Consider the following 24148-nt stretch of genomic DNA (forward strand, 5'->3'; position numbering starts at 1 on the left):
AATAGCATGAACGCAGATTCACAAAGAGATTGACCCCTTATGAATCTGCGTTCAACGCATAGCGCATTACGCTCCATACCATCCGGCCGTTTATTTCTTCGATTTCTTATAATCCTTTTCAATAGCCAAAGCTATCCAGTTAGCCAAAGCCTGCCTGTTGTCAGCAATGACCAAACGTTTCTGGTCGCGTGCATTCTGTATATTTCCCACCTCAAGGAAAACAGCCACGGGAATTGTGTTGCGGAGCACATACAAGTCACGCCCGCTTACAGTCCCGTCGAAGCCACGGTTAGGCTGGTGCCGGTCGTACTTCGCTCTGAACGTCCGCTGAATCTCTTTCGCCAACCGCTTTCCATAGGTGCTGCCCGGAGCATGGTAAAAGAACACATCCGTCTGATCACCGCGCGAACGGCTGTCAACATGAACGAACACGCATCTTTTATAACGGCTCTTGTCCTTGCGTGACAAGCGGTTCAGCGCATCACACCGCTGCTTCAGACGCTCAACCTGATTCAACGGTATCGCTTTCCCAAGACAGGTTTCCCTTTTGCTGTTATTCAGTATCTCCTGGTCACGAATGCCGTCTTTCGCATCCTGAATGATGAAATGCACCTTCGCCCCCCTGCGCAACAGCTCTCTCCCCAGTCGGAGAATGATGTCATAAGCATATTCATCCTCGTGAAGTTCCTTTCCTCTGTATTTTCCGATGCATCCCGGATCCGGTCCGCCATGCCCGCTTCCCAAATAGAACACAGCTCCCTCCAATGAATTCGAAACCTTTCCATAAGAAGCGTATTTCTTCCCGAACAGCGGTTCGTAATTCTTCTTTTTCTTCTGTGCTGAAAGAGGAAAAGCTATCAGAAAGCACAAAAGAAAAGCCACATAGCACTTCATCCCTCTCATTTCAACAGTTCATCAATCTTCTTGCACAAAGCGGCAAACTCATCTTCATTATACAGACGGGTCATCAAGACAATCTTTCCGTCTTTATCTATCAGAACATTCCTTGTTATCCCGGCGTTCCGCTCCGCATAAAGCGCAAAGATGTCCGCTCCCGGATCCAGCCCCAACGGATAAGTCACTCCCGTCTGTTTGGCAAATGCCTTCACACGCTCCAACGGTTCGTCGCGGTCGATTCCGTACAAAGCAAACGAAGCATTATCCTTGTGCTTCTGCCAAATATCCTTTTCGATAAAAGGCATCTCCTTACGGCACACCCCGCACCAGCTGGCCGTAAACTGAAGCATCACTACCTTACCACGCAAATCTGAAAGCTTCACCTTCTGTCCGTCAGTCAGCGTCATCTCAAAATCCGGAGCTGCGTCGCCCAACTTCACAATATAACCGGCAGCATCAGAAGCATTCTGCGCCGAAACATTTAAACAGAAGCAAGCAGCCAAAACTAAAAGAAAAATACATTTTTTCATGTCGTAACAATTTATTTTCACGCCAAAGATACAAAACTTTTGGAACTCATTCATATCTTCTCCTTCCACCGAAGAGTAAAAAACGCAGATGTTCAGGATATTGTTCTTTTCTTTCTGATACTTAAACGCCTCCATTTGTTTATTTTTTCAACAAATAACATTATATTTGCAGAAATTGAAAAACAATCTCTCACCATCATTCAACTGACAGATAAAAACACACAATTATGGATTACACAAATATTATAGGAGAAAAAATCAAATCGCTGAGAACAACAAAAGAGATAAGTATCAATGAATTGTCGGAAAGTACGGGACTGAGCGTCGAACAGATCAAGCGCATCGAAGACAATACAGACATTCCGTCGCTTGCCCCGCTCATCAAAATAGCAAGGGCGCTGGGTGTACGGCTCGGCACATTCCTTGATGACCAGCCCAACGAAGAGGGACCTGTCGTGTGCAGGAAAGGAGAAGCTGACGACACCATCAGCTTTTCGAACAATGCATCCGACGCACGCCACCACATGCACTATCATTCGCTTTCAAGAGCCAAAAGCGACCGGCACATGGATCCGTTTATCATAGACATCGATGAAAGCGGCAACAACGAATTCAGCCTATCGGCGCACGAGGGAGAAGAATTCATCATGGTATTGAAAGGGAAACTTGAAGTTGAATACGGCAAGAAAAAATACCTGCTGGATGAAGGGGATACAATTTATTATGACTCAATTGTACCTCATCACGTGCATGCCTATGAAGGCAAAGCCGCACGTATCCTTGCTGTCGTTTACACCCCCATCGAACTTTAAAAAACAGACCGCTATGCCGCAATTATATGAAAGGACACTGGGAGAATGGCTGGAACATTGGGCAGAAACCACTCCCGACAAAGAATATCTCGTATACTCCGACCGTAACCTGCGCTTCACATGGAAACAGTTTAACCAGCGTGTAGACAACATGGCGAAAGGACTGCTTGCTATCGGAGTGCAAAAAGGTACACACGTAGGCATCTGGGCAGGAAATGTCCCCGACTGGCTGACATTTCTTTATGCCTGCGCCAAGATCGGCGCAGTGGCCGTAACTGTAAATACAAGCTACAAGCAGGCTGAATTGGAATACCTTTGCGAAAACTCCGACATGCACACACTCTGCATCGTCAATGGAGAGAAAGACAGCAACTATGTGGAGATGACATACAAGATGCTTCCCGAACTGAAAACGTTTGAGCGGGGACGGATGAAAAGCAAACGCTTCCCACACATGAGAAACGTCATTTACATCGGACAGGAAAAGTATCGGGGCATGTATAATACCGCCGAAATTCTGCTCCTCGGGAACAATGTGGACGACGAAGAACTGGCCAAAGCAAAAAAGGAAGTGAACTGCCACGATACGGTCAACATGCAATACACTTCAGGAACCACCGGATTCCCGAAAGGCGTCATGCTCACACATTATAACATCGCCAACAACGGCTTTCTGACAGGCGAACACATGAAGTTTACATCCGATGACAAACTGTGTGTCTGCGTGCCCCTTTTCCATTGCTTCGGCGTGGTGCTGGCAACAATGAACTGCCTCACCCACGGGTGTACGGAAGTAATGGTTGAAAAATTCGACCCGCTGCTTGTGCTGGCATCTGTACACAAAGAACGGTGTACGGCTCTCTATGGCGTACCCACCATGTTCATCGCAGAACTGAACCATCCCATGTTTTCGATGTTCGACTTAAGCAGCCTGCGTACCGGCATCATGGCCGGCTCGCTTTGCCCGGTGGAGCTGATGAAACAAGTGGAAGAAAAAATGTTCATGAAAGTAACCAGCGTATACGGTCTTACTGAAACCTCTCCGGGAATGACGCACAGCCGCATTGACGATGACCCGGAAGTACGCTACAACACTGTAGGCCATGAATTTGAATTTACGGAAGTTAAAGTCATCGATCCCGAAACGGGCGAAGAATGTCCGGTTGGGGTACAGGGAGAAATGTGCAACCGGGGATACAACACCATGAAAGGATATTACAAAAATCCGGAAGCTACGGCAGAAGTCATAGACAAAAACGGATTCCTGCACTCCGGCGACTTAGGCGTAAAAGACGAGAACGGCAACTTCCGTATCACAGGCCGCATCAAAGACATGATTATCCGCGGAGGCGAAAACATCTATCCGCGGGAAATCGAGGAGTTCCTCTATCAGATGCCGGGCATAAAAGACGTGCAGGTAGCCGGCGTTCCGTCAAAGAAATACGGTGAAGCGGTAGGAGCGTTCATCATTCTCCACGAAGGATATACGATGAACGAATTTGACGTCCGCGAGTTCTGCCAAGGAAAAATCGCCCGCTACAAGATTCCCAAATATATATTCTTCGTCAAAGAATTCCCGATGACAGGAAGCGGAAAAATTCAGAAGTTCAAGTTGAAAGACCTGAGCCTCCAGCTTTGCAAAGAACAGGGAATCGAAATTATCTGACAACAACCACATAAAAGAGAATGCTTCCATCCGTCAGGCATCAAAGCGGATGTATGGAAGCATTCTTTATGCACGAACCGCTCTTATGCGACTCCAAGCAGTTCTATATCAAAAATCAGGACAGAGCCTCCGGGGATGCCCGGCTGACTGAGTTTTCCATAACCCATCTCAGCAGGAATATATACCTCCCAACGGTCACCGACATGCATCTGCTGCAAAGCGATTATCCAACCTTCTATCAAATCGCTCAGACGGATAGCCAGAGGCACACTCCCGCGGCTGGAATCAAACTGCTTTCCGTCGATAGTCTGCCCTGTATAGTGAACGGTGACAATGCTCCGGGCCAACGGACTTTTGCCACTGGAATCTCCCGACGAAAGTACTTTATAAAAAACTCCTTTCGCCAAAGCATGTACTCCCTCTTCCTTTGATTTTTCAGCCGGCCAATCTTTATTGGCCTGTATGTATGTCTTCTTATCCATGACTTATCAAACCGTCAGTTCTTTTCCACCTTTACCAGTAACGTTTTCCCAGCTTGCTCTCCGTCCATCTTGAACGATTCCGACTTAACCAGCCCCACTCCTTCGGCATACCATTCATTTACCCTGAGCGTAGTGGTCTTCAAGATAATCTTCGTCCGCTTCAGGTATGAAATCTTCACACAATTGAATTTTCCGGCTCTCGTATTCACCTGCTCCGTTCCCATATACGAAGCGCCCGAAATGGTTACATCATTCTTCAGCATGTTGCGAATCCACTGGAACTTCCGGTCCGGAAGATTCTCCCCCGCTTCTGCCCCATCTTTTATGGAAAACGAATTGTCGCCCTTGAACTTCAGCTTTTCCGTCCATTCCAAGCGAGCCGCCGTATCATAGCGGGCAGGATCGGAATCCGAATCAACATAAGGCCCATACATCAAATCTTCCGTACAGGTCGAAACCGTCCCGTCATAAGTCCAGTTATATAATGTATAGCTTGTATTGTTTTTAGTTTTCACAGTCACGATCTTGTCGTAATAGCTCGCCTTCACCGTATTCCCCTCTTTGGTCACATTTTTCACCGTTATTTCCTCATCCGAGGTGCTCTGCCCCACTTCATCATAATTCACATAATGCAGTTTGGTACCTTCTGCCGTGCAGAAATATTGTGCCTGCGCCGCATGGCAGGCGAACACCCCGGCCAATAAAAACAAAATCTTTTTCATAATACAAATCCGTTTTGCAATAAAATGTGACGCAAACTTACGAATTTCTTTCTTTTTCTGCCTATCTTTGCGCTTGAAAAACATTTAAATCAACTTATTATGGGTTTATTATCAGCTTTATTCGGAGAAAAAAAGCAGGAAAAAGACCAGCAGACTCCGGAAGAAAAACAGAACTTGAAGAATTTCGACATATTGAAATACGATGGCATCAGAGCGCGGAATATGGGCAAACTGGACTATGCCGTCAAATGTTTTGAAGAGGCTGCAGCACTGAACGAAGAACCGGAAACGTTGGGACTGCTAGCCAGTGCGTACTTGCAGGCAAACCGCACGGACGACGCCCGTACCACGCTCGACAGGCTGGTAGAAAAAGATCCGTCCAACATACAAAGCCTGCTTTCACTGGCAAGCGTATGCTATCTCCAGCAAGATTATGAAAGCATGGATACGGCCTGCCAGAAAGTGATCGCTGCAGATGACAAAAACGCGCAAGCCTATTTCCTCGCAGCACGTGCCGCCAAAGGACTGAACAATGACCTGAATGCCATTGTAATGCTCACCAAGGCCATCGCGCTCAACGAAACATTCGTACAAGCCTACCAACTGCGCGCCGAAGTGCTTTGGAGCATGCGGCAAGCAAGCGAAGCAACGGACGACCTCAACCGTATCCTGTCGCTGAATCCCGACGATGAAGACGCTCTGCTGCTGAAAGGGAGAATCGAAGCGGCTCTCGCCCACACAGAAGAAGCCTGCAAATGTTTCGACAAAGTAATGGAAGTCAACCCGTTCAACGAAACGGCCTATCTGCTGAAAGGAGAAATGCTGAACGAACAGAAGAAACTGACGGAAGCAGAAGCTCTCTACACAGAAGCTATCGACCTGATGCCGGACAAAGCCGTCTTCTATCAGGAAAGAGGACGTATCCGACTGCTCAGCGGAAACAAGGCCGGAGCAACGGACGACATGAAGAAAGCCATCGAAATCGCCCCGGAAAAGGAAGAGCAAATCTCTGGAAATTTCAGCAACTTCGGAAACAGCGGACTGCAAACGGGAATATACTGACCGGAAAAGTATCTCCGCACACCATAAAACACTTTTTAAGCCGGTACGTTCATGTGGTCCGTATCCGGCTTTTGTTTTTCAGAATATGCCCGTACAAGATGTACATCCGCCCCTTCAGTTTTATGCTCCAGCACCTGGACTGTATAGTCCAAAGGCTGGAACATAGAATCGGCCGCGGCATCTAAAGGATATATTCCTGCTAAAACAGACGGATGAAATAAGTGGCGAAAGTTCGCGTCCTGTATTTATTCTTTACAGGGCCGCACGCCATGACCCGCACTTCTGCTAAAATTATCCAACGGCAATACCCGATAATTGGTATGGAGAGTAAGATTGTGGGAATATCTGGAGCCGACAGAGGCTGCCGACCAAGTATGCCCCAACATACCTGTTGCCGATACGTTTCCTCCTGATGCCAGCCGCTCCCCCGTTATGGGAAAGAAAATCGTTCCTCCCGTCTTGTTCGGTCCGCAGTAAAAATTCCACCCCAGCTGGCTGCTATCCCATTCACCGTTATATTCCGCAGCATTATTGGTAACGTTTTTACCCGTTGTAGTGAATCCCGTAAAGGCATTGCTTGGCGGCAGTGAAAAACCTGCCGGACAGGGATCATACACGGTTTTTATCACTGGAGTGTCGTTATAGGTATTATTGTTGCCATAAGCATCAGAAATCTGCATTCCATAAATTAACATACGCATTGTCTCCCCATAATTCTTTTTGCATAACGTCGGGTTTGCGGATGTAATTTTTGATACACTCGCTGCCGAACGGAAATGATTCTACCCCATGGCTGGCCGTAGAAGCAATCCCCTCTGCATTATACCATGTTTTATTGTTGCTGCCATAGCCGCTGGCTGGGCGCAGGGGATCTTTGCGTCCCCATTCATAGAAAGTACAGTTTCCGCGGGTAGAGGTGGTTGCAGCTGTTTGGTTGATGGTTATGGCACGGGGCTGCCCGTGGGCACTGAATCGTATCCGGCAGGAGCGGGGTGCATAGCTGACTACTTCTTTTTCGCACCATCCCAATTGAACAGGCATCAATTCATAGGAAACATTCTGATGGTTGGTCACTCTGACGGTACGGAATACATCTTCGTCCGTTACCCAAATATGCCACGACCAGAGAATTGTATTCTGGCTGTCTTTAATGGCAATAAGGGCATTTCCCTGCCGGATGCTTTCTTTGCCTACTGTGAAAGAAATCGTACCGCCATTGGCTCCGCTGTTATATTTGATATCGGTTACCAGCGAAGGACCGTCCTGCCAGACCAGTTCAGCTTTTGCGGGGATGCAGCCTGCATTGTTAGCGATATAAGGGTCGGTTATGCCATTACCCAGATGATTGATGAACGGACTCAGCGCCCCCCTTATGGAAGCCTTAGAGGTGTATGCCACCTGGTTGGTCTGTCCGTTCTTAATGGCATTGCCATACACCAGAGGGAGCGAATATGTGCCCGGTGCATTTACCACGTAACAGTTTGCCGTATTTTCCACAGCTTTTCCCCCCGTGCTGTTCGACAGGTTGTAAGGAAGAGCTTTTGAGCCTTTCTCTGCCGTTGCCCGGAGAGCTGCCGTATGAGTGCTTTGAGATACGCCGGTCTGGACAGCGGCTGTAACCTCGAAAGGAACGGCCTCCTCGCTTCCTGTTCCACTTGCTGTAAATTGAGTGAGCCAGTCGGGTTTGGCGTCAGTCCATGTCACTCCGTTGTCAACAGAATATTGGGTTGACCATTCCACAGGCTCCGTCACTCCCTGATTGTTTTTCCGGTAGCTGGTAACGCTGTACGTCTGCGTGCCTCCCAAATAATTAAAAGACAAGTTTCCGGAGGAAACCGCCAGCGTGTACTGCCAATTTATTGAAGTGCTTGAAAGCTGGTAAGTTACCGTCTTTCCTTTCTGCCACTCACTGTTTCCGATCTGTCCGGCAAGAATATTGTCGGTTATTCCATCATTGAATATTACCTCGATTACTGCCCCATCGGGTAAGGTCTGCGGAATCATCATGAAGGTTTGTTCCGGGGCAGTAATAACGGCATTGAGTGCTCCTGAAGTGGAACGGTTCAGTGTTTGCGAAAAGTTTTTCGGATTGCCTACGTTGCTCCATGTGCCGGTTTCAAGATTATAAACTCCTGCCGAGTTTACACCTTTAAGCGTAACGCTCTTTACCGTGCCCGCCTTCATGTCACTGCCACATACAAACTTCACCGCCGTCAACGCATGGTGGAAGGTCAGATTGACCGCCGTATTGGTTCCGCCGCTGACTTCTCCCGATGCGGCTACCAGCAAATCCTGCTGTTCTGCTACATTGTCCGGAACCGTGCAGGCAATGGTTGGCGTACCCGCAGTTTGTCCCGAAAGCCGATAGGCGCTGTTATTCTGAGGCGCATAAGCAAAGAATTTCAATTTATAGGCACTGCCCGGCCAATAGTGTATAGAAGCAGGCACCCATAAACTGCCCGTTTTGCTCACCGATACATCATACATATAGCTCGAAGTTTGCGTATTGTTCCAACTGCCCGTATACGCGTAGGCGGAAATGCTGAATACATCATACATATTGCTCGTGGTAACGGGAGCAGAACGGGCAGACAGACCACTTTCAGGCAGGAAGGCAGATACTATGCTATCGGTGTAAAGCGTATGCAGATAGAAAGGTTTTGTGCCTTCTGTGTGCAGGGTGGAAACAGTAGAGCGCGTAGTCCCTCTGCCTTCATCTGCATCAAAGGAAACCCATGTATCCTGAATATCCGTTGTAAAGCTGATACGGTTCCCCTCATGAGATTGTTCCATTTGATCGGAACAGGAGGTCATAAAGACAGGTATTGCAAGTAATTGAATAATAATAGAATAGTGTCTAAATTTACGATTTGTCATACATGATAAATTATATACATTACATAATTTGTAAAAATAGGCATTAAAAAGCATTCCGGGAATGGTTTTCAATGTACATTTTATACAGTTACATAATTGATTAACAGCAATATGAATTTGTACTGCCATGTACACCGCTCGTTGCACCCCCTTTGCATGACTTGCGTTTGTCTGGTTTTTATGTGAAAAAGAGCACCAAAAGGCAGGAAGCGTATCCCCCTTGCCTCTGGTTGGAGATATTGGTACACCGAAGCTGTGCTTGCGTTTGCATGTCTGCTCCAAACCATATCAATCCTTCGGCGAAGAAACCATCATTTGCCGGAAAACTAGATGGCAAGAAAAAAATCCGAAATAAACAAAGAAAAAATTCAATCAAATGCTTGTTTTTTCAAGAAAAGTATTACATTTGCAACCGATATAATGACAAAATAACAACTGACGTATGAACACATTTGCAACATACTTCTTCTTTTTCTTTTATTACTTTTACTTTAGCAATGAAGTGAAGCGGGAGTTTGTGTATGTACGTTAAAACAAAATGAAACAAACAAGAGACGAATGAATATAACGAAATCCCGCTTCAATACGAAGTCGGGATTTTTTTTTAGACAAAAGCAAACAAAACAAGATGAGAAGAATAGCAATACAAGGAATTGTGGGATCGTATCATGACATTGCAGCCCACAAGTATTTCAAGGAAGAAGATATCGAACTGGTCTGCTGCAACACCTTTGAAGAAGTGTTCGAAGCGATGAAGAAAGACAGCAATGTGATCGGAGTCGTTGCCATCGAAAACACCATTGCAGGAAGCCTTCTCCATAACTACGAGCTATTGCGGGACAGCGGAGCAACCATCATCGGAGAGCACAAGCTGCGCATCAGCCACAGCATCATGTGCCTGCCCGGTGAAGACTGGGGAACGCTTACAGAAGTAAACTCCCACCCTGTCGCACTCGCACAGTGCAGAGATTTTCTCCAGCATCACCCCCAGCTGAAAGTGGTGGAAACGGAAGACACTGCGGCCAGCGCACGCGACATCAAAGAAAAAGGACTGAAAGGGCACGCTGCCATCTGCTCCAAATATGCCGCCGAACTGTATGGGATGAAGATTCTTCAGGAAGGCATTGAAACAAACAAACACAACTTCACCAGATTCCTTGTAATCAGCGATCCCTGGATGGCCGACGAACTGAAGGTGCGCTCAAAGATGAACAAGGCAAGCATCGTCTTTTCGCTCCCGCACAATCAGGGAAGCCTTTCGAAAGTATTGTCTATCTTTTCATTCTACAACATAAACCTGACAAAAATCCAGTCGCTGCCCATCATCGGACGTGAATGGGAATACATGTTCTATGTTGACGTCATGTTTGACGATTACCTGAGATACAAACAATCCATTGATGCCGTAACACCGCTTACCAAAGCACTTAAAATATTAGGAGAATATGCAGAAGGAGAATCAACAATATAAGATTGCGCCGGCCGACCGTCTGGCCAGCGTGAGTGAATACTATTTCAGCCGCAAGCTGAAGGAAGTGGCCCGCATGAACGCGGAAGGAAAAAATGTAATCAGCCTCGGAATAGGAAGCCCCGACATGCCACCATCAGAAGAAACCATCAAGGTGCTGTGCGAGAACGCCCAAAAGCCAGACGCACATGGCTATCAGCCTACAGTAGGCATTCCGGAACTCCGGCAAGCCATGTCGGAATGGTATAAGCGATGGTATGACGTGGATCTTGACCCGAATACGGAAATCCAGCCGCTCATCGGATCGAAAGAGGGAATCCTTCATGTTACGCTGGCTTTCGTGAACCCAGGCGACCAGGTGCTTGTTCCTAATCCGGGCTATCCAACCTACACTTCGCTGAACAAGATACTGGGAAGCGAAATAGTGAATTACGACTTGCGTGAAGACAATCACTGGCAGCCGGATTTCGAACAGCTTGAAAAGATGGACTTGAGCCGTGTGAAACTGATGTGGACCAACTATCCGAATATGCCTACCGGAGCCAACGCCACAATGGAGCTTTATGAAAAGCTGGTGGATTTCGCCCGAAGACACAACCTGGTTATTGTGAACGACAACCCGTACAGTTTCATACTCAACAAAAAACCGATAAGCATACTCAGCGTCCCCGGAGCCAAAGAGTGCTGCATTGAGTTCAACTCCATGAGCAAGAGCCACAACATGCCCGGCTGGCGTGTGGCAATGGCTGCAACCAATGCACAGTTCATCCAATGGATCGTGAAGATCAAAAGCAACATCGACTCCGGAACATTCCGTCCCATCCAGTTAGCCGCTGCCCAAGCCTACCGGAACAGCGCGGAATGGCATGAAGAAGCAAACGTGAAGGTGTATGGACGCCGCAGAAAACTGGCAGAGGAGATTATGCAGGTATTAGGCTGCAGCTTCGACCGCGAACAGGTGGGCATGTTCCTTTGGGGACGCATACCTGACACGTATGCCGATGTAGAAGACCTGACGGAAAAGGTGCTTCACGAAGCAAGGGTATTCATCACTCCGGGGTTCATCTTCGGAAGCAACGGAAAGCGGTATATCCGCATCTCGCTCTGCGCCAAGGAAGAGAAGCTGGCCGAAGCCCTCGAACGAATCAAACAAATCATGCAATAACAGAAACTTAAACACTCAATAACATATGGAACTCGAATTACAACCCATTGAACTGGAAGGCGTATCAAAGGAAAGGCCTCTGGTGATTGCAGGCCCATGCAGTGCCGAAACAGAAGAACAAGTGATGTCAAGTGCCAAACAGTTGGCCGACAAAGGTATCAAGATATTCCGTGCAGGCATCTGGAAGCCCCGGACCAAACCGGGAGGATTTGAAGGAATCGGGGTGGACGGACTTCCCTGGATGAAAGAGGTGAAGAAGGAAACCGGAATGTATGTAGCAACCGAAGTGGCGACAGCCAAGCATGTATACGAATGCCTGAAAGCGGGTATCGACATCCTTTGGATCGGAGCACGAACTACAGCTAATCCTTTTGCCGTACAGGAAATTGCCGATGCGCTGAAAGGTGTAGACATTCCCATATTGGTGAAAAACCCCGTCAATCCGGATCTGGAACTGTGGATAGGCGCACTGGAGCGCATCAACAACGCCGGACTGAAACGCATCGGAGCGATCCATCGCGGATTCTCTTCTTATGACAAGAAGATCTACCGGAATCTTCCGCAATGGCACATCCCCATCGAACTGCGCCGCCGCATACCCAACCTGCCGATTCTCTGTGATCCCAGCCACATCGGCGGCAAGCGGGAACTGATTGCTCCGCTCTGCCAGCAGGCGATGGACCTCGGTTTCGACGGGCTGATTGTTGAATCGCACTGCAACCCCGATGCGGCATGGAGTGACGCTTCGCAGCAGGTTACTCCTGATGTGCTCGACTATATACTGAGCCTGCTCGTCATCCGATCGGAGCATCAGAGCACGGAAAACCTGAATAACCTGCGCCGGCAGATTGACGAATGCGACAATGAACTGATGGACATTCTGGCCAAACGGATGCGTGTATGCCGCGAAATCGGAACGTTCAAAAAAGAGCACAACATGACCATTCTGCAAACCGGCCGCTACAATGAGATCCTTGACAAACGGGGCGCACAGGGTTCACTTTGCGGCATGGACGCTGATTTCGTAAAGCAAGTGTTTGAACTGATCCATGAAGAGAGTGTAAGGCAGCAAATGGAAATAATCAACAAATAATGCGTACTTTCTCTTTCGGGTGGCCGAAAGAAAAAGATACCCAAAAGAAAGGGTGCCGTCTGCACTTCCAAAGCTACTGCGGGAACGTTTCGGACTAAAGTCCGGAACTCCCTCCGCTTCACGCTTTTCCAGTGAAGACAGATTTTTTTCTTTTGGTATCTTTTCTTTTTGCCTTGATGCAAAAAGAAAAGTACATAAACACCCACAAAAACATAACAACATGAGAATACAAATATTAGGAGCCGGGAAAATGGGATCCTTTTTCAGCGATGTACTTAGCTTTGAACACGAAGTAGCCGTTTACGATGTAAATCCGCAACGGTTACGCTTTATGTACAACTGCCTCCGGCTTACAAAAACAGAAGAAATAGAAGAATTCAAGCCGGAACTGGTAATCAATGCGGCAACAGTGAAATATACGCTCGACGCTTTCAGGCAAGTCTTGCCTGCACTTCCGAAGGACTGCATCATCAGTGACATCGCTTCAGTAAAGACGAACCTGAAGGAATTTTATGAAGGATGCGGATTCCGCTACGTATCCACCCACCCGATGTTCGGACCGACTTTTGCCAGCCTCGACAAGCTGAGCGAAGAAAATGCCATCATTATCAAAGAAGGCGACCACCTGGGACGGATATTCTTCAAAGACCTCTACCAGCGGCTGGGACTGAACATTTTCGAATATTCTTTCGAGGAGCACGACGAAACGGTGGCCTATTCGTTGTCAATCCCGTTTGTATCGACCTTTGTGTTTGCAGCGGTAATGAAGCATCAAGACGCTCCGGGAACAACTTTCAAACGACACATGGCTATCGCAAAAGGGGTGCTCAGCGAAGACGACTATCTGCTTCAGGAGATTCTTTTCAATCCGCGCACTCCGGCACAAGTGGAAGGCATACGCACAGAGCTGAACGAACTGCTCGACATCATCAGCCGGAAAGACTCGGAAGGGATTCATGCCTATCTTAGCAAGATTCGAAACAATATAAAATAAACGACTAACAACAAGCAGAAGAGGCGCATCCGTTATGGAATGCGCCTCTTTTATTGGATACTTATGGTTCTTTTCTGTTTAGAATCTGTAGCCAACGCCAATTGCAAAGCTCATGTTCTTAGGAGATATTTCATCACCATTTCCATCTTCAGATTTACCCGGAGCAATGAATCCATGCTGAGCAGTGAAGTTTACGAGGTAGTGTTCGCCAAGTTCAACACCTACTCCCCATTGAAGCCCTAAATCGAAGCGTTTCCAATCACCGCCTTTATCATCAAAAATCTTATAATCATCACCATTATCCCAATGCTCTTTGGCTTTTCCACCAAGACCAATAGCCAGATAAGGACCTGCATTGATTACAAATTTTGTATTGTCGGTAATATCAAACTTATAAGCAGCCAGAATAGGAATATCCAAATAAACAGGTCTGACTGTTACTTTTTCACCTGCATATTTCACCTTATATCCTTTGGAAGTAATCATTACTCCCGGCTGAAAATACCAATTTTCATTAAATGCATAATCAGCTCCAACTCCCATTGTGAAACCAGGAAGTGCTTTAGTTTCATCCAATTTAGTCTGATTACTGAAGTTCATGCCAAACTTCACGTCCCATCTTACCTGAGAGAAACCAAATACGGCAACCATTCCCAAAGCTAACGTTAACAATAACTTTTTCATAACTCTAACTTTTTTAATTAGCGGCCAATCCTTGTGATGCCAAATCTTTTTTATTTTTTTAAGAAAAAGGACAAGGACTCTTCATCCGCATAAAACGGAAAAATTCCTTTTTCTGTCTATTTTACAGAAACAAAAATGCTTTCTGTCTGAATACAAAACTATAAATAAGTTTTAGAAAAACAAACACATTCAAGGTTTATAAATGAAATTTATACAAATAAACAAAACACTTCTTATATTGTTTTCCAGCATAAAGAATCGAGTAGGAGGAAAACGAAGCAGTTTTCTTCCTACTTTCGTTTTCCGACCTCTCACACCACCACGCATGCGGTTCCGCACGTGGCGGTTCTTTATTTAGGATACCATTTGAGATACTCGTCATAAAGGGTTGGATACCCGGCAATTTTTAGTCGTTCGTTAGTCATAGAACTGTGTGTTATCCAACTGTCAGCGATACGCCAGTACCCCAGTCGAGTATAACCCCATTCATAGGCTTTCCTCTTAGGGATTCCACATCGAATCAGATTTGATATTCTCGTCTTAGGGTTTTTCCAAGATTTCCATATGCACATTCGTATGCGACGTCGTAACCACTCGTCTGTTTCAAGGAGAAGACGTTTCATGTTGGCAAGGTGGTAATAACCTATCCAGCCTCTTATATATTCCTTAAGTTTTTGTTTTCTACGTTCATAACCCATTCCATTGCTACGACCTGTCAGCCCTTTCAAACGGAGCTTCATCGTGACTTTGGATTTGGGGTGTACACATAATTCAAATTTACCTTTGGAGTTATAAAAGGAATAACCTAAGTATTTGACACCTTTGACATATGAGACGGTTGTCTTTTCCTTGTTTACTCTAAGATGAAGTTTACCCTCTATAAATCGGGTAATAGACTCCTTGGTTTGTTTCGCAGCACTTTTACTTCGGCAGAATATCATTGAATCATCAGCATACCGAACAAAGAGATGACCTCTTCGGGTTAGCTCCTTGTCGAGTTCATTAAGCATGATATTACTTAACAGGGGACTTAAAGGACCGCCTTGAGGAGTGCCTTCGTTGCTCGCCTCAAACATACCATGATTCAGGATTCCGCTGCGGAGATATTTGTGTATAAGACTCACCACTCTTCCATCCTTTATTGTACGGCTCAGTATTTCTATCAGACGGCTGTGGCATACTGTATCGAGGAATCGCTCGAGGTCAAGGTCTACTACATATTTGTAACCTGAATTGACGATGCCTTTCGCTCTGCGTAATGCATCATGGCAGCCACGTCTCGGACGGAAACCGAAACTGTTTTGGCTAAACTGAGGTTCGTAGATGGGGGTCAGTACTTGGTTGATGGCTTGCTGTATCAGTCGGTCTACAACGGTCGGTATTCCTAACTGTCGCATCTTGCCGTTATCCTTAGGAATTTCCACTCTAAGGACAGGATTGGGACGGTAGCTGCCGTCAAGCACAGAGCATATCAGGCTTTTCCTGTTGGTGAGGAGCCATGGGAGAAGTTCATCACATGACATCCTGTCGATACCGCCACACCCTTTGTTTCTGAATACAGTCTTATAAGCCTTATTCAGATTCTCGGGTGAAAGAATAACTTCCAGAAGATGCTCTCTGTCAAATGGTACTTCCACGACATTGTCTTCAACCATCCATATGCAGGTCTGCGCTCCCACATACCGTTCAGATTCCGTCTTAGCTCTCTGAGGGCAGCCTGAAACTTCAGTTCCAGTTTTGTGCATTCTCTCCAGCATACGGTAGTTTTCAATTATTATCGTTTAAATAAAGTTCTGTCCTTCACAAACTTATCGACACGTTTGCTACTATGACATCTGCTGACTTCTCACGGCAAGCTTTACTCCGCTGATTTCGATTTTTTTTCACTATTCTCATGCGTCCGTGAGACCTCCTCGGATAAGGGCATTAACTTTCAATCTTATGTCTGCTTCATTTACATCAACCGTTCCGAATAGCTATAGGGCTTTGGTTTGCTTTGCAACCTTACCCACGGTTATATGCCTTATATGAAGTTTCTGTTCGTCAGACCAGATGTTTGCCGCCAGCTTCTTTCAGATTCCAACTCGCGATGGACACCCTTGCTTTTGGCTGTATGATTCCCGCTATTAGGGCTCATTGGGGACTTGCACCCGTTAGCTAATACTCATGCCGAGCATACAAAAAAATAACCCGTCATCTGATTTGAGATAACGGGTTATTTTAATTAAGATGACGGCTCATTTTAATCAAGATGACGGCTCATTTTTTTGCCGGCATCATTTGTCATAATTTTATCTTCTTCGATACGGGTTTCGACTCATTGTGCAGGCGGTCGAGAGCAGTCACCACATACCGGTATTTTGTCTTGCCGTCTTCGTACGGGAGCTTGTAAAACTCGTTATGCGTAATGGCAACGATATGGGAAGGATCGTCAAGATTTACCTTCTCCTTCCGCAGGAAACGGTATACGACATAATGTTTCGCCTCGTCCATCTCGTGCTTTGCTTTCGGGGCGGTCCAGAACAGGATGTAACCGTCTGCCGTCCATACCGGCTTCAGTTTCCTCACCTTCTTGGGAGCCTCATCGTCCATGAAGGGCGAAGCCGGCCATAGCGCAGGATATTTATGGTATTTGTTTGCCAGCATGTCGCGATAATTGCCCTTGTTTTCAACCACTGCGGCTGCATACCACTGGCAACTCCCCTGCACCGCGGGAAGCGAGCGCTGCAAATTATATTTGGCAGGAATCTGACTCTGGTTCGGATTCATCAGGTCCGGCTTGGTAACCGTCCGCACCACATCCTGCCCGATGTACAGCGGACGTGCCGCCGCATTCTTCGCCCACCAGCGGATCAGCGTTTCGTAATCGGCCGCGGGGTGACCGATTTCCCAGTAGATTTGAGGTATATTGTAGTCCACCCAGCCGTTGTTCACCCACAGCAGCACATCGGCATAGAGATCGTCGTAATTCTGAAGGCCGTTTGTGTTGCTTCCGTTGGGGTTGCTTTTCTTGTTCCGATAGATGCCGAACGGCGAAACGCCGAACTTGACCCACGGCTTGGCAGCACGCACCGTTTCGTGAATCTCCTTTATCAGCACGTTCACATTGTCCCTGCGCCAGTCGCCGCGGTCTGTAAATCCGCGTCCGTATGCCGCAAAGCTCAAGTCGTCCGGAAACTTCTCTCCCGCATTGGGGTAAGGATAAAAGTAGTCGTCCATGTGGATGGCATCGATGTCATAACGGGTCACGATGTCGCGCACAATCTTGCAGATATACTTGCGTGATTCGGGAAGCCCCGGATCAAAATACAGCTGGCCGGCATACTCAACGAACCACTCGGGATGCTTGTTATAGGGATGCAGAGGCGAAAGCGCCGTTGTCCCTTTGGTCTTTGCGCGATACGGATTGATCCAGGCATGAATCTCCATGTCGCGCTTGTGACACTCCTCCACCATAAACTGCAGAGGGTCCCATACCGGAGAAGGAGCTTTTCCCTGCACTCCCGTAAGGAAACGGCTCCAAGGTTCGTACGGAGATTTATACAAAGCGTCGGCCTCCGCCCTCACCTGAAAGATAATGGCATTGATTCCCGCCCCTTTCAGGTTGTCGAGCTGGCTTTCCAGAGTTTTCTTTATCTGCTCGGCCGGCACTCCCTGAAACTGTCCGTTCACACACTGAATCCACGCGCCGCGGAATTCACGCTTCGGGGATCCATTCTGAGCATACGCTGCGCAAATGCCGAATACAAACGCCATTGCGAGCCACAAGTTTCTTAGTTTCATCTTTATATTTTTATTGGTTCATACACCTGTTAACGCGCGGCAAAGATAACCAAAATACAGAGAAATCTAAAAAAAGTGGTTATCTTTGCATCTCAATCAAGAAAGAAAAATCATGTCGGAAAGCAACTACATAACCATCAAGGGAGCAAAGGTAAACAACCTGAAAAACATCGACGTAGACATACCGCGCGACAAACTGGTAGTCATCACCGGCCTGTCGGGCTCCGGAAAGTCATCACTGGCTTTCGACACGCTTTACGCCGAAGGGCAACGGCGCTACGTGGAAAGCCTTTCATCATACGCCCGCCAGTTTCTGGGAAGAATGGGAAAACCTGAATGCGACTTCATCAAGGGAATCCCGCCAGCCATAGCCATCGAACAGAAGGTTATCAGCCGCAACCCGCGCTCCACCGTAGGAACTTCGACCGAAATCTATGAATACCTCCGCCTGCTGTTTGCACGCATCGGAAAGACTTATTCGCCCGTCAGCGGCAAACTGGTGAAGAAGGACAGCCCCGAAGACATCGTAAACTGCATGCTGGCACACCCGAAAGGGATGCGCTATACGGTGCTCACGCCCATCCTTCCACGCGAGGGACGCTCTTTCTCCGAGCAGATTGAAATGGACATGAAGCAGGGATTTACCCGACTGGAAGTGAACGGCGAAATGACCCGCATCGAAGATTATGCCTATAACGAAAAAGACACCGTCTATCTGCTGGTCGACCGCATGAGCTGCGATGACAGCAAGGATGCCATGAGCCGGCTCACAGACTCGGCAGAAACGGCGATGTACGAAGGCGACGGTGCCTGCCTGCTGCGTTTCTACCTGCCCGACGGGACAACCGAGCTTCATTCGTTCAGCACCAAATTCGAAGCCGACGGAATAAAGTTTGAAGAGCCCACCGACCAGATGTTCTCGTTCAACTCCCCCATCGGAGCCTGCCCCACTTGTGAGGGATTCGGCAAAATCATCGGAATCGACGAACATCTTGTCATTCCCAACCGGGCACTGAGCGTATACGACGGTGCCGTGCTCTGCTGGAGGGGAGAGAAAATGGGAGAATGGCTCAACGAATTTCTCCGCGAAGCTCCCGCCCACGACTTTCCGATCTTCGCGCCCTACTACGAACTGACACAGGAACAGAAAGATTACCTCTGGCACGGGCCGCGCGAGAAAGCATGCATCGACTCGTTCTTCAAGATGCTCGAAGAAAACCAATACAAAATCCAGTACAGGGTGATGCTGGCCAGATACAGAGGAAAAACGCAGTGTCCCACCTGCCATGGCAGCCGGCTCAAAAAAGAAGCCAACTATGTACGGGTAGGCGGAAGAAACATTTCCGAACTGGTTGAGATGCCCGTATACGAGCTGAAAGAGTTCTTCCGGACACTGCATCTGGACGAACACGACCAAACCATAGCCAAACGCCTGCTGAACGAAATCACCAGCCGGCTCAACTTTCTCGACGATGTGGGATTGGGATACCTTACGCTGAACCGGCTGAGCAACACGCTGTCGGGAGGTGAAAGCCAGCGCATCAACCTCGCCACATCGTTGGGAAGCAGTCTGGTAGGCTCGCTCTATATCCTCGACGAACCAAGCATCGGCCTGCACAGCCGCGATACAGCCAGGCTGATAAAGGTGCTCCGCCAACTTCAGCAGCTGGGCAATACCGTGGTGGTTGTGGAACATGACGAAGAAATTATCCGCGCCGCCGACTATATCATCGATATCGGACCGAAAGCCGGACGACTGGGAGGAGAGATTGTGTATCAGGGAGATATGAAGGACTTGCAACCGGGAAGCAACAGCTACACCGTAAAATACCTGCTTGGCGAAGAAATCATCGAATGCCCCAAGACACACCGCTCATGGAACAATTACGTTGAAATAAAGGGAGCGCGGGAAAACAACCTCAAAGGAATCGATGTCCGTTTCCCCCTCAATGTCATGACCGTGGTAACAGGAGTGAGCGGATCGGGAAAAAGCACGCTGGTGCGCGACATATTCTACAAGGCACTCAAGCGCGAATACAGCGAAGCCAGCGACCGCCCGGGAGAATTTGTATCGCTGGAAGGCGATATCAGGCAAGTGAAAGATATCGAGTTCGTCGACCAGAATCCGATAGGCAAATCCTCGCGAAGCAATCCGGTGACCTACATCAAGGCCTACGATGAAATCCGCAAGCTGTTTGCCGAACAGCCTCTGTCGAAACAGATGGGATATACAGCCGGCTATTTCTCGTTCAACACAGAAGGCGGACGCTGCGAAGAATGCAAAGGAGAAGGAACAGTGACGGTAGAAATGCAGTTCATGGCCGACCTTGTGCTGGAATGCGAATCGTGCCACGGCAAACGTTTCAAGAAAGAAACGCTGGAAGTAAAATATGAAGGGAAAAACATCTACGACATACTGGAAATGACCGTAAACCAAGCTGTCGAATTCTTTACGGAACACAACCAGAAGAAAATTGTAAAAAAGCTCCAGCCCCTTCAGGACGTGGGATTAGGATACATCAAACTGGGACAATCGTCGTCCACTTTGTCCGGAGGCGAAAACCAGCGGGTCAAACTGGCCTACTTCCTGAGCATAGAAAAGGCTCAGCCCACCATATTTGTCTTTGACGAACCGACCACAGGGCTTCACTTTCACGACATCAAGAAGCTGCTCAGTGTGTTTGACGCGCTCATCAGCCGCGGACATACAATTGTTATCATCGAGCACAACATGGATGTAATCAAGTGCGCGGATTATGTAATAGACCTCGGTCCGGAAGGAGGAGAGATGGGAGGCAATCTGGTTGTAGCGGGCACACCCGAGGAAGTTGCCAACTGTGCAGCATCTTATACGGGACAGTTTCTGAAAGAGAAACTGGCGGAAAAATAAGCATCCGCAGAAAGGAGGGGCGCAGAAAAGCTTTCAAAAGAAAAACCTTTCTGCGCCCCGCACGCTGATTTATCATTACATCTTACACTTTCAGAAGACCGTTTTTCAGTTCATCGTCTACTACGGCCATCATGCCTTCCACTTGAGCAAGTGCCAGCATACGTCCGTGGAACGAATATCCCGCATTGTAGCCTTTATCTTCGTCACCCAACATCGTGCGGCCATGATCGACACGCATCGGCAAGCCCGGCTTTTCGGTTTCAAAAATACGGATCAGATCAATCAGATGGCCCCTGCCCTCCAGGTGTGAACTCTCAATAAAGTTGCCTCCCGGCATAGCGGCTGTACTGCGCAGATGCACAAAATGGGTGCGCTTTGCAAATTTACGCGCCAGTTCACGGGTATCATTGTGCTCGCCCGCGCTCAGCGAACCGGCACAGAAAGTCAAGCCGTTATGAGGGTTATCCACTGCATTCAAGAACCAGGCAATGTCCTCTTCATTGGTCACGATGCGCGGAAGTCCCAGAATTTGGAAAGGAGGATCATCAGGATGCACGCACATATTGACTCCGTACGCTTCGCATACAGGCATAATCGCTGCAAGGAAATAACGCATATTTTCCCGCAGGGCATCACGGTCGATGCCGTCGTATAAAGCCAGCAGGCGCTTGAAGATTGCTACCGGATTCTTGTCGCCTTCTTTTATGTTTCCGTTCACAAATCCCTGCGTCTTGACAATAATCGAATCGATCAGTTCGTCCTTTTCAGCCTCGGTTATCACCTTGTCAAGCTCTGCCACCTTGCCCAGCTCGTCTTCCGTGTAATCGGCCTCTGCACCGGCACGCTGAAGAATCTTTGTATCAAAATAAGCGAAACGCACGCGATCGTAATAAAGCGATGTGCTGCCGTCGGCCCAAGGATGAGCCAGATCCGTACGGACCCAGTCGATAACAGGCATGAAATTGTAACAGACGGTCTTAATGCCGCATTTTCCCAAGTTGGCCAGGCTTACTTTATAGTTCTCGATCAAGTGCTCACGCTCAGGACCGGCATACTTGATCGCTTCACACACCGGAAGACTCTCCACCACCGACCAGCGCAGCCCGTACGATTCAATGTACGATTTCAGGTCGTTGATAGCTTCTTCCGTCCAAATCTCACCGTTCGGCACATCATGCAAGGCAGTAACAATCCCCTCCACTCCTATCTGACGGAGCATCGGAAGGGTTATCTTATCCTTCTTGCCGAACCAACGCCATGTTTTTTCCATCATAACTAAATTCCTTTTATATTATATAATGCTTTGAATCAATTGTCAGCCGGCAGCGGGATTCTTCCTCCACCGAACAATGGCGGCCTTCTTCTTACTGCTGCACGGGCGATACAAAAGTAATGGGTTTTTGCAGCAAAACAAAATCGAAATAAGAAAATCTCTTGCATGAAGACAACCAGCAATATCTGCGCTCCAAAATGTGACAATTCCGGCGGAAAACTTCACCGGAAAATTCAAATGCCTCCAAATATATGCCCATAAAAAAGAATATTCAAACCGAATGTTGTATCTTTGAACATCAATCATCCGACTTTATGAATACTGACAACTTAAAACTGCTTTATCAGAAATACACGGGAAAGTTTCCCGAAACAGCAGAGCCGCTGCCCGGTGCCGGATCAAACCGGAAATACTACCGGCTGAAAGGCTCTTTCCAATGCATCGGCGTTTGCGGCACCTCACCGGAAGAAAATGCGGCATTCATCTACATGTCAGAGCATTTCAAGAAGAAAGGCCTTCCCGTACCTGAAGTTTATGCCGTTTCTGACGACAGGCTCCATTACCTGCAGGAAGACCTGGGAGATACTTTGCTGTTTCAGCTCATACAGCAGGCGCAGCACAGACAAAACGCAGACACAGGCCTGATGAATCTGCTTGAAAAAACCATCCGCCTGCTTCCGGAGTTTCAGTTCAAGGGAGGAGCGGATATGGATTTCAGCAAATGTTACCCTCCCGTATCATTCAGCCGGCGCAGCATTCTGTGGGATCTGAACTATTTCAAATATTGCTTTCTGAAGACAACAAGGCTGGAGTTTGAAGAAAACGCACTCGAAGATGACTTCGAAAGCATGTGCGGCATATTGCTGAAAGCGGCTTCCGAACCGACGTTCATGTATCGGGACTTTCAGAGCCGGAATGTGATGATAAAGGACGGAGAACCCTGCTTCATCGATTTCCAAGGAGGAAGAAAAGGGCCTTTCTACTATGATGTGGCTTCCTTTCTGTGGCAGGCAAAAGCAAACTTTCCAAACAGTGTCCGGCAGCATCTGACAAATGAGTATCTGGACGCACTTCAAATTTACAAGCCCATAGGAAAAGATGAGTTTGCATCCTGCCTGCGCCATTTCGTCCTGTTCCGCACGCTGCAAGTGCTGGGAACCTATGGCTTCAGAGGCCATTTCGAACAAAAGGCACATTTCATAGAAAGTGTCCCTTTTGCCGTCGAGAACTTACGGCAACTGCTGGAAGAGGGATTCGCCGAATATCCATACCTCTGTGACACACTCCGCAGAATGGTGGAGCTTCCCCAATTCTGTTACGAACGAAACAAAAAGAAACTGACCGTCACCGTAATGAGCTTTTCCTATAAGAAAGGAATACCCGAAGACACAAGCGGAAACGGAGGAGGATATGTTTTCGACTGCCGGGCGATACACAATCCCGGACGTTACGAACAATACAAGCAGCTGACCGGACTTGACGAGCCAGTCATCCGTTTTCTGGAAGATGACGGAGAGATCACTGCCTTTCTTGCCCATGCAGACGCATTGACAGAGGCACACGTAAAGCGTTTTATCGAGCGGGGATTCACCCACTTGTCGGTCTGCTTCGGATGCACGGGAGGGCAGCACCGCTCAGTCTATTCCGCACAGCACGTGGCAGAACATCTATACCAGAAATTCAACGTCAACGTCCGTGTTATCCACAGAGAACAGCACATTGAACAATTCTTCGAATCAAAATAAGTCTT

General features: G+C 47.7%; 19 protein-coding genes. 9 read left to right on the forward strand and 10 right to left on the reverse strand.

Features of this window, described 5'->3' with window-relative positions:
• Positions 1-90: 90 nt before the first annotated feature.
• Both NW212_RS07330 and NW212_RS07335 read right to left on the reverse strand, forming a co-directional pair.
• Entirely contained in the window at positions 91-903 is an 813-nt protein-coding gene (locus NW212_RS07330) for an N-acetylmuramoyl-L-alanine amidase (RefSeq protein ID WP_258337997.1), read from the reverse strand.
• Entirely contained in the window at positions 900-1427 is a 528-nt protein-coding gene (locus tag NW212_RS07335; RefSeq protein ID WP_258337998.1) for a TlpA disulfide reductase family protein, read from the reverse strand. The genes NW212_RS07330 and NW212_RS07335 overlap by 4 nt, the downstream gene beginning before the upstream one ends.
• Before the next feature lie 227 nt (positions 1428-1654).
• On the opposite strand from NW212_RS07335, the gene NW212_RS07340 reads away from it, so the two are divergent.
• Positions 1655-2239: a helix-turn-helix domain-containing protein gene (locus NW212_RS07340; RefSeq protein ID WP_258337999.1), complete on the forward strand. Its 585-nt coding sequence runs from the start codon at positions 1655-1657 to the stop codon at positions 2237-2239.
• A 13-nt stretch (positions 2240-2252) separates the two neighbouring features.
• Positions 2253-3905: an AMP-binding protein gene (locus NW212_RS07345; protein WP_258338000.1), complete on the forward strand. Its 1653-nt coding sequence runs from the start codon at positions 2253-2255 to the stop codon at positions 3903-3905.
• A gap of 83 nt (positions 3906-3988) precedes the next feature.
• Here the strand turns inward: NW212_RS07345 and NW212_RS07350 are convergent, their stop codons facing one another.
• Together NW212_RS07350 and NW212_RS07355 are read right to left on the reverse strand one after the other, a co-directional pair.
• Positions 3989-4387: an FKBP-type peptidyl-prolyl cis-trans isomerase gene (locus tag NW212_RS07350; protein WP_258338001.1), complete on the reverse strand. Its 399-nt coding sequence runs from the start codon at positions 4385-4387 to the stop codon at positions 3989-3991.
• 14 nt (positions 4388-4401) lie between these two features.
• Positions 4402-5109 (reverse strand): hypothetical protein, encoded by a 708-nt coding sequence (locus tag NW212_RS07355; RefSeq protein WP_258338002.1) that lies wholly within the window; start codon positions 5107-5109, stop codon positions 4402-4404.
• A 99-nt stretch (positions 5110-5208) separates the two neighbouring features.
• Here NW212_RS07355 and NW212_RS07360 point away from each other — a divergent pair, with 99 nt between their 5' ends.
• The gene (locus tag NW212_RS07360) at positions 5209-6171 is read left to right on the forward strand and encodes a tetratricopeptide repeat protein (protein ID WP_258338003.1); all 963 of its coding nucleotides are present in this window, start codon (positions 5209-5211) and stop codon (positions 6169-6171) included.
• Between the two features lie 245 nt (positions 6172-6416).
• Here NW212_RS07360 and NW212_RS07365 read toward each other — a convergent pair whose 3' ends face one another.
• Both NW212_RS07365 and NW212_RS07370 read right to left on the reverse strand, forming a co-directional pair.
• The gene (locus tag NW212_RS07365) at positions 6417-6872 is read right to left on the reverse strand and encodes a hypothetical protein (protein WP_258338004.1); all 456 of its coding nucleotides are present in this window, start codon (positions 6870-6872) and stop codon (positions 6417-6419) included.
• A complete protein-coding gene (locus NW212_RS07370; protein ID WP_258338005.1) occupies positions 6838-8964 on the reverse strand; it encodes a fimbrillin family protein in 2127 nt (708 codons plus the stop codon). Before NW212_RS07370 ends, NW212_RS07365 begins: the two co-directional genes overlap by 35 nt.
• Before the next feature lie 712 nt (positions 8965-9676).
• Here NW212_RS07370 and NW212_RS07375 point away from each other — a divergent pair.
• The 4 genes from NW212_RS07375 to NW212_RS07390 all read left to right on the forward strand — a co-directional run bounded on the left by NW212_RS07375 (position 9677) and on the right by NW212_RS07390 (position 13768).
• Positions 9677-10519, forward strand: coding sequence for a prephenate dehydratase (locus tag NW212_RS07375; RefSeq protein ID WP_258338006.1), 843 nt, complete (start codon positions 9677-9679; stop codon positions 10517-10519).
• Positions 10494-11681 carry a pyridoxal phosphate-dependent aminotransferase gene (locus NW212_RS07380; protein WP_258338007.1) on the forward strand — a complete coding sequence of 396 codons (1188 nt, stop codon included), beginning with the start codon at positions 10494-10496 and terminating at the stop codon, positions 11679-11681. Before NW212_RS07375 ends, NW212_RS07380 begins: the two co-directional genes overlap by 26 nt.
• 25 nt (positions 11682-11706) lie before the next feature.
• Complete coding sequence (locus NW212_RS07385; RefSeq protein ID WP_258338008.1) at positions 11707-12774, forward strand: bifunctional 3-deoxy-7-phosphoheptulonate synthase/chorismate mutase type II; 1068 nt, start codon at positions 11707-11709, stop codon at positions 12772-12774.
• A gap of 220 nt (positions 12775-12994) precedes the next feature.
• Complete coding sequence (locus NW212_RS07390) at positions 12995-13768, forward strand: prephenate dehydrogenase/arogenate dehydrogenase family protein (RefSeq protein ID WP_258338009.1); 774 nt, start codon at positions 12995-12997, stop codon at positions 13766-13768.
• Positions 13769-13846: 78 nt separating this feature from the next.
• Here NW212_RS07390 and NW212_RS07395 read toward each other — a convergent pair whose 3' ends face one another.
• The 3 genes from NW212_RS07395 to NW212_RS07405 all read right to left on the reverse strand — a co-directional run bounded on the left by NW212_RS07395 (position 13847) and on the right by NW212_RS07405 (position 18235).
• On the reverse strand, positions 13847-14452 hold the full coding sequence (locus tag NW212_RS07395) for a porin family protein (protein ID WP_258338010.1): 606 nt from the start codon (positions 14450-14452) through the stop codon (positions 13847-13849).
• A 350-nt stretch (positions 14453-14802) separates the two neighbouring features.
• A complete protein-coding gene (ltrA, locus tag NW212_RS07400; protein WP_258338011.1) occupies positions 14803-16209 on the reverse strand; it encodes a group II intron reverse transcriptase/maturase in 1407 nt (468 codons plus the stop codon).
• 526 nt (positions 16210-16735) lie between these two features.
• Complete coding sequence (locus NW212_RS07405) at positions 16736-18235, reverse strand: glycoside hydrolase family 10 protein (protein WP_375337966.1); 1500 nt, start codon at positions 18233-18235, stop codon at positions 16736-16738.
• 112 nt (positions 18236-18347) lie between these two features.
• Here NW212_RS07405 and uvrA point away from each other — a divergent pair, with 112 nt between their 5' ends.
• Positions 18348-21125, forward strand: coding sequence for an excinuclease ABC subunit UvrA (uvrA, locus tag NW212_RS07410; protein ID WP_258338012.1), 2778 nt, complete (start codon positions 18348-18350; stop codon positions 21123-21125).
• An 82-nt stretch (positions 21126-21207) separates the two neighbouring features.
• Here uvrA and uxuA read toward each other — a convergent pair whose 3' ends face one another.
• The gene (gene uxuA, locus NW212_RS07415) at positions 21208-22398 is read right to left on the reverse strand and encodes a mannonate dehydratase (protein ID WP_258338013.1); all 1191 of its coding nucleotides are present in this window, start codon (positions 22396-22398) and stop codon (positions 21208-21210) included.
• A 314-nt stretch (positions 22399-22712) separates the two neighbouring features.
• Here uxuA and NW212_RS07420 point away from each other — a divergent pair, with 314 nt between their 5' ends.
• Positions 22713-24143 (forward strand): phosphotransferase, encoded by a 1431-nt coding sequence (locus tag NW212_RS07420; protein WP_258338014.1) that lies wholly within the window; start codon positions 22713-22715, stop codon positions 24141-24143.
• The last annotated feature ends 5 nt before the right edge of the window (positions 24144-24148 follow it).

The organism is Bacteroides sp. ET225 (assembly GCF_024733745.1).
Lineage (GTDB): Bacteria > Bacteroidota > Bacteroidia > Bacteroidales > Bacteroidaceae > Phocaeicola > Phocaeicola excrementipullorum.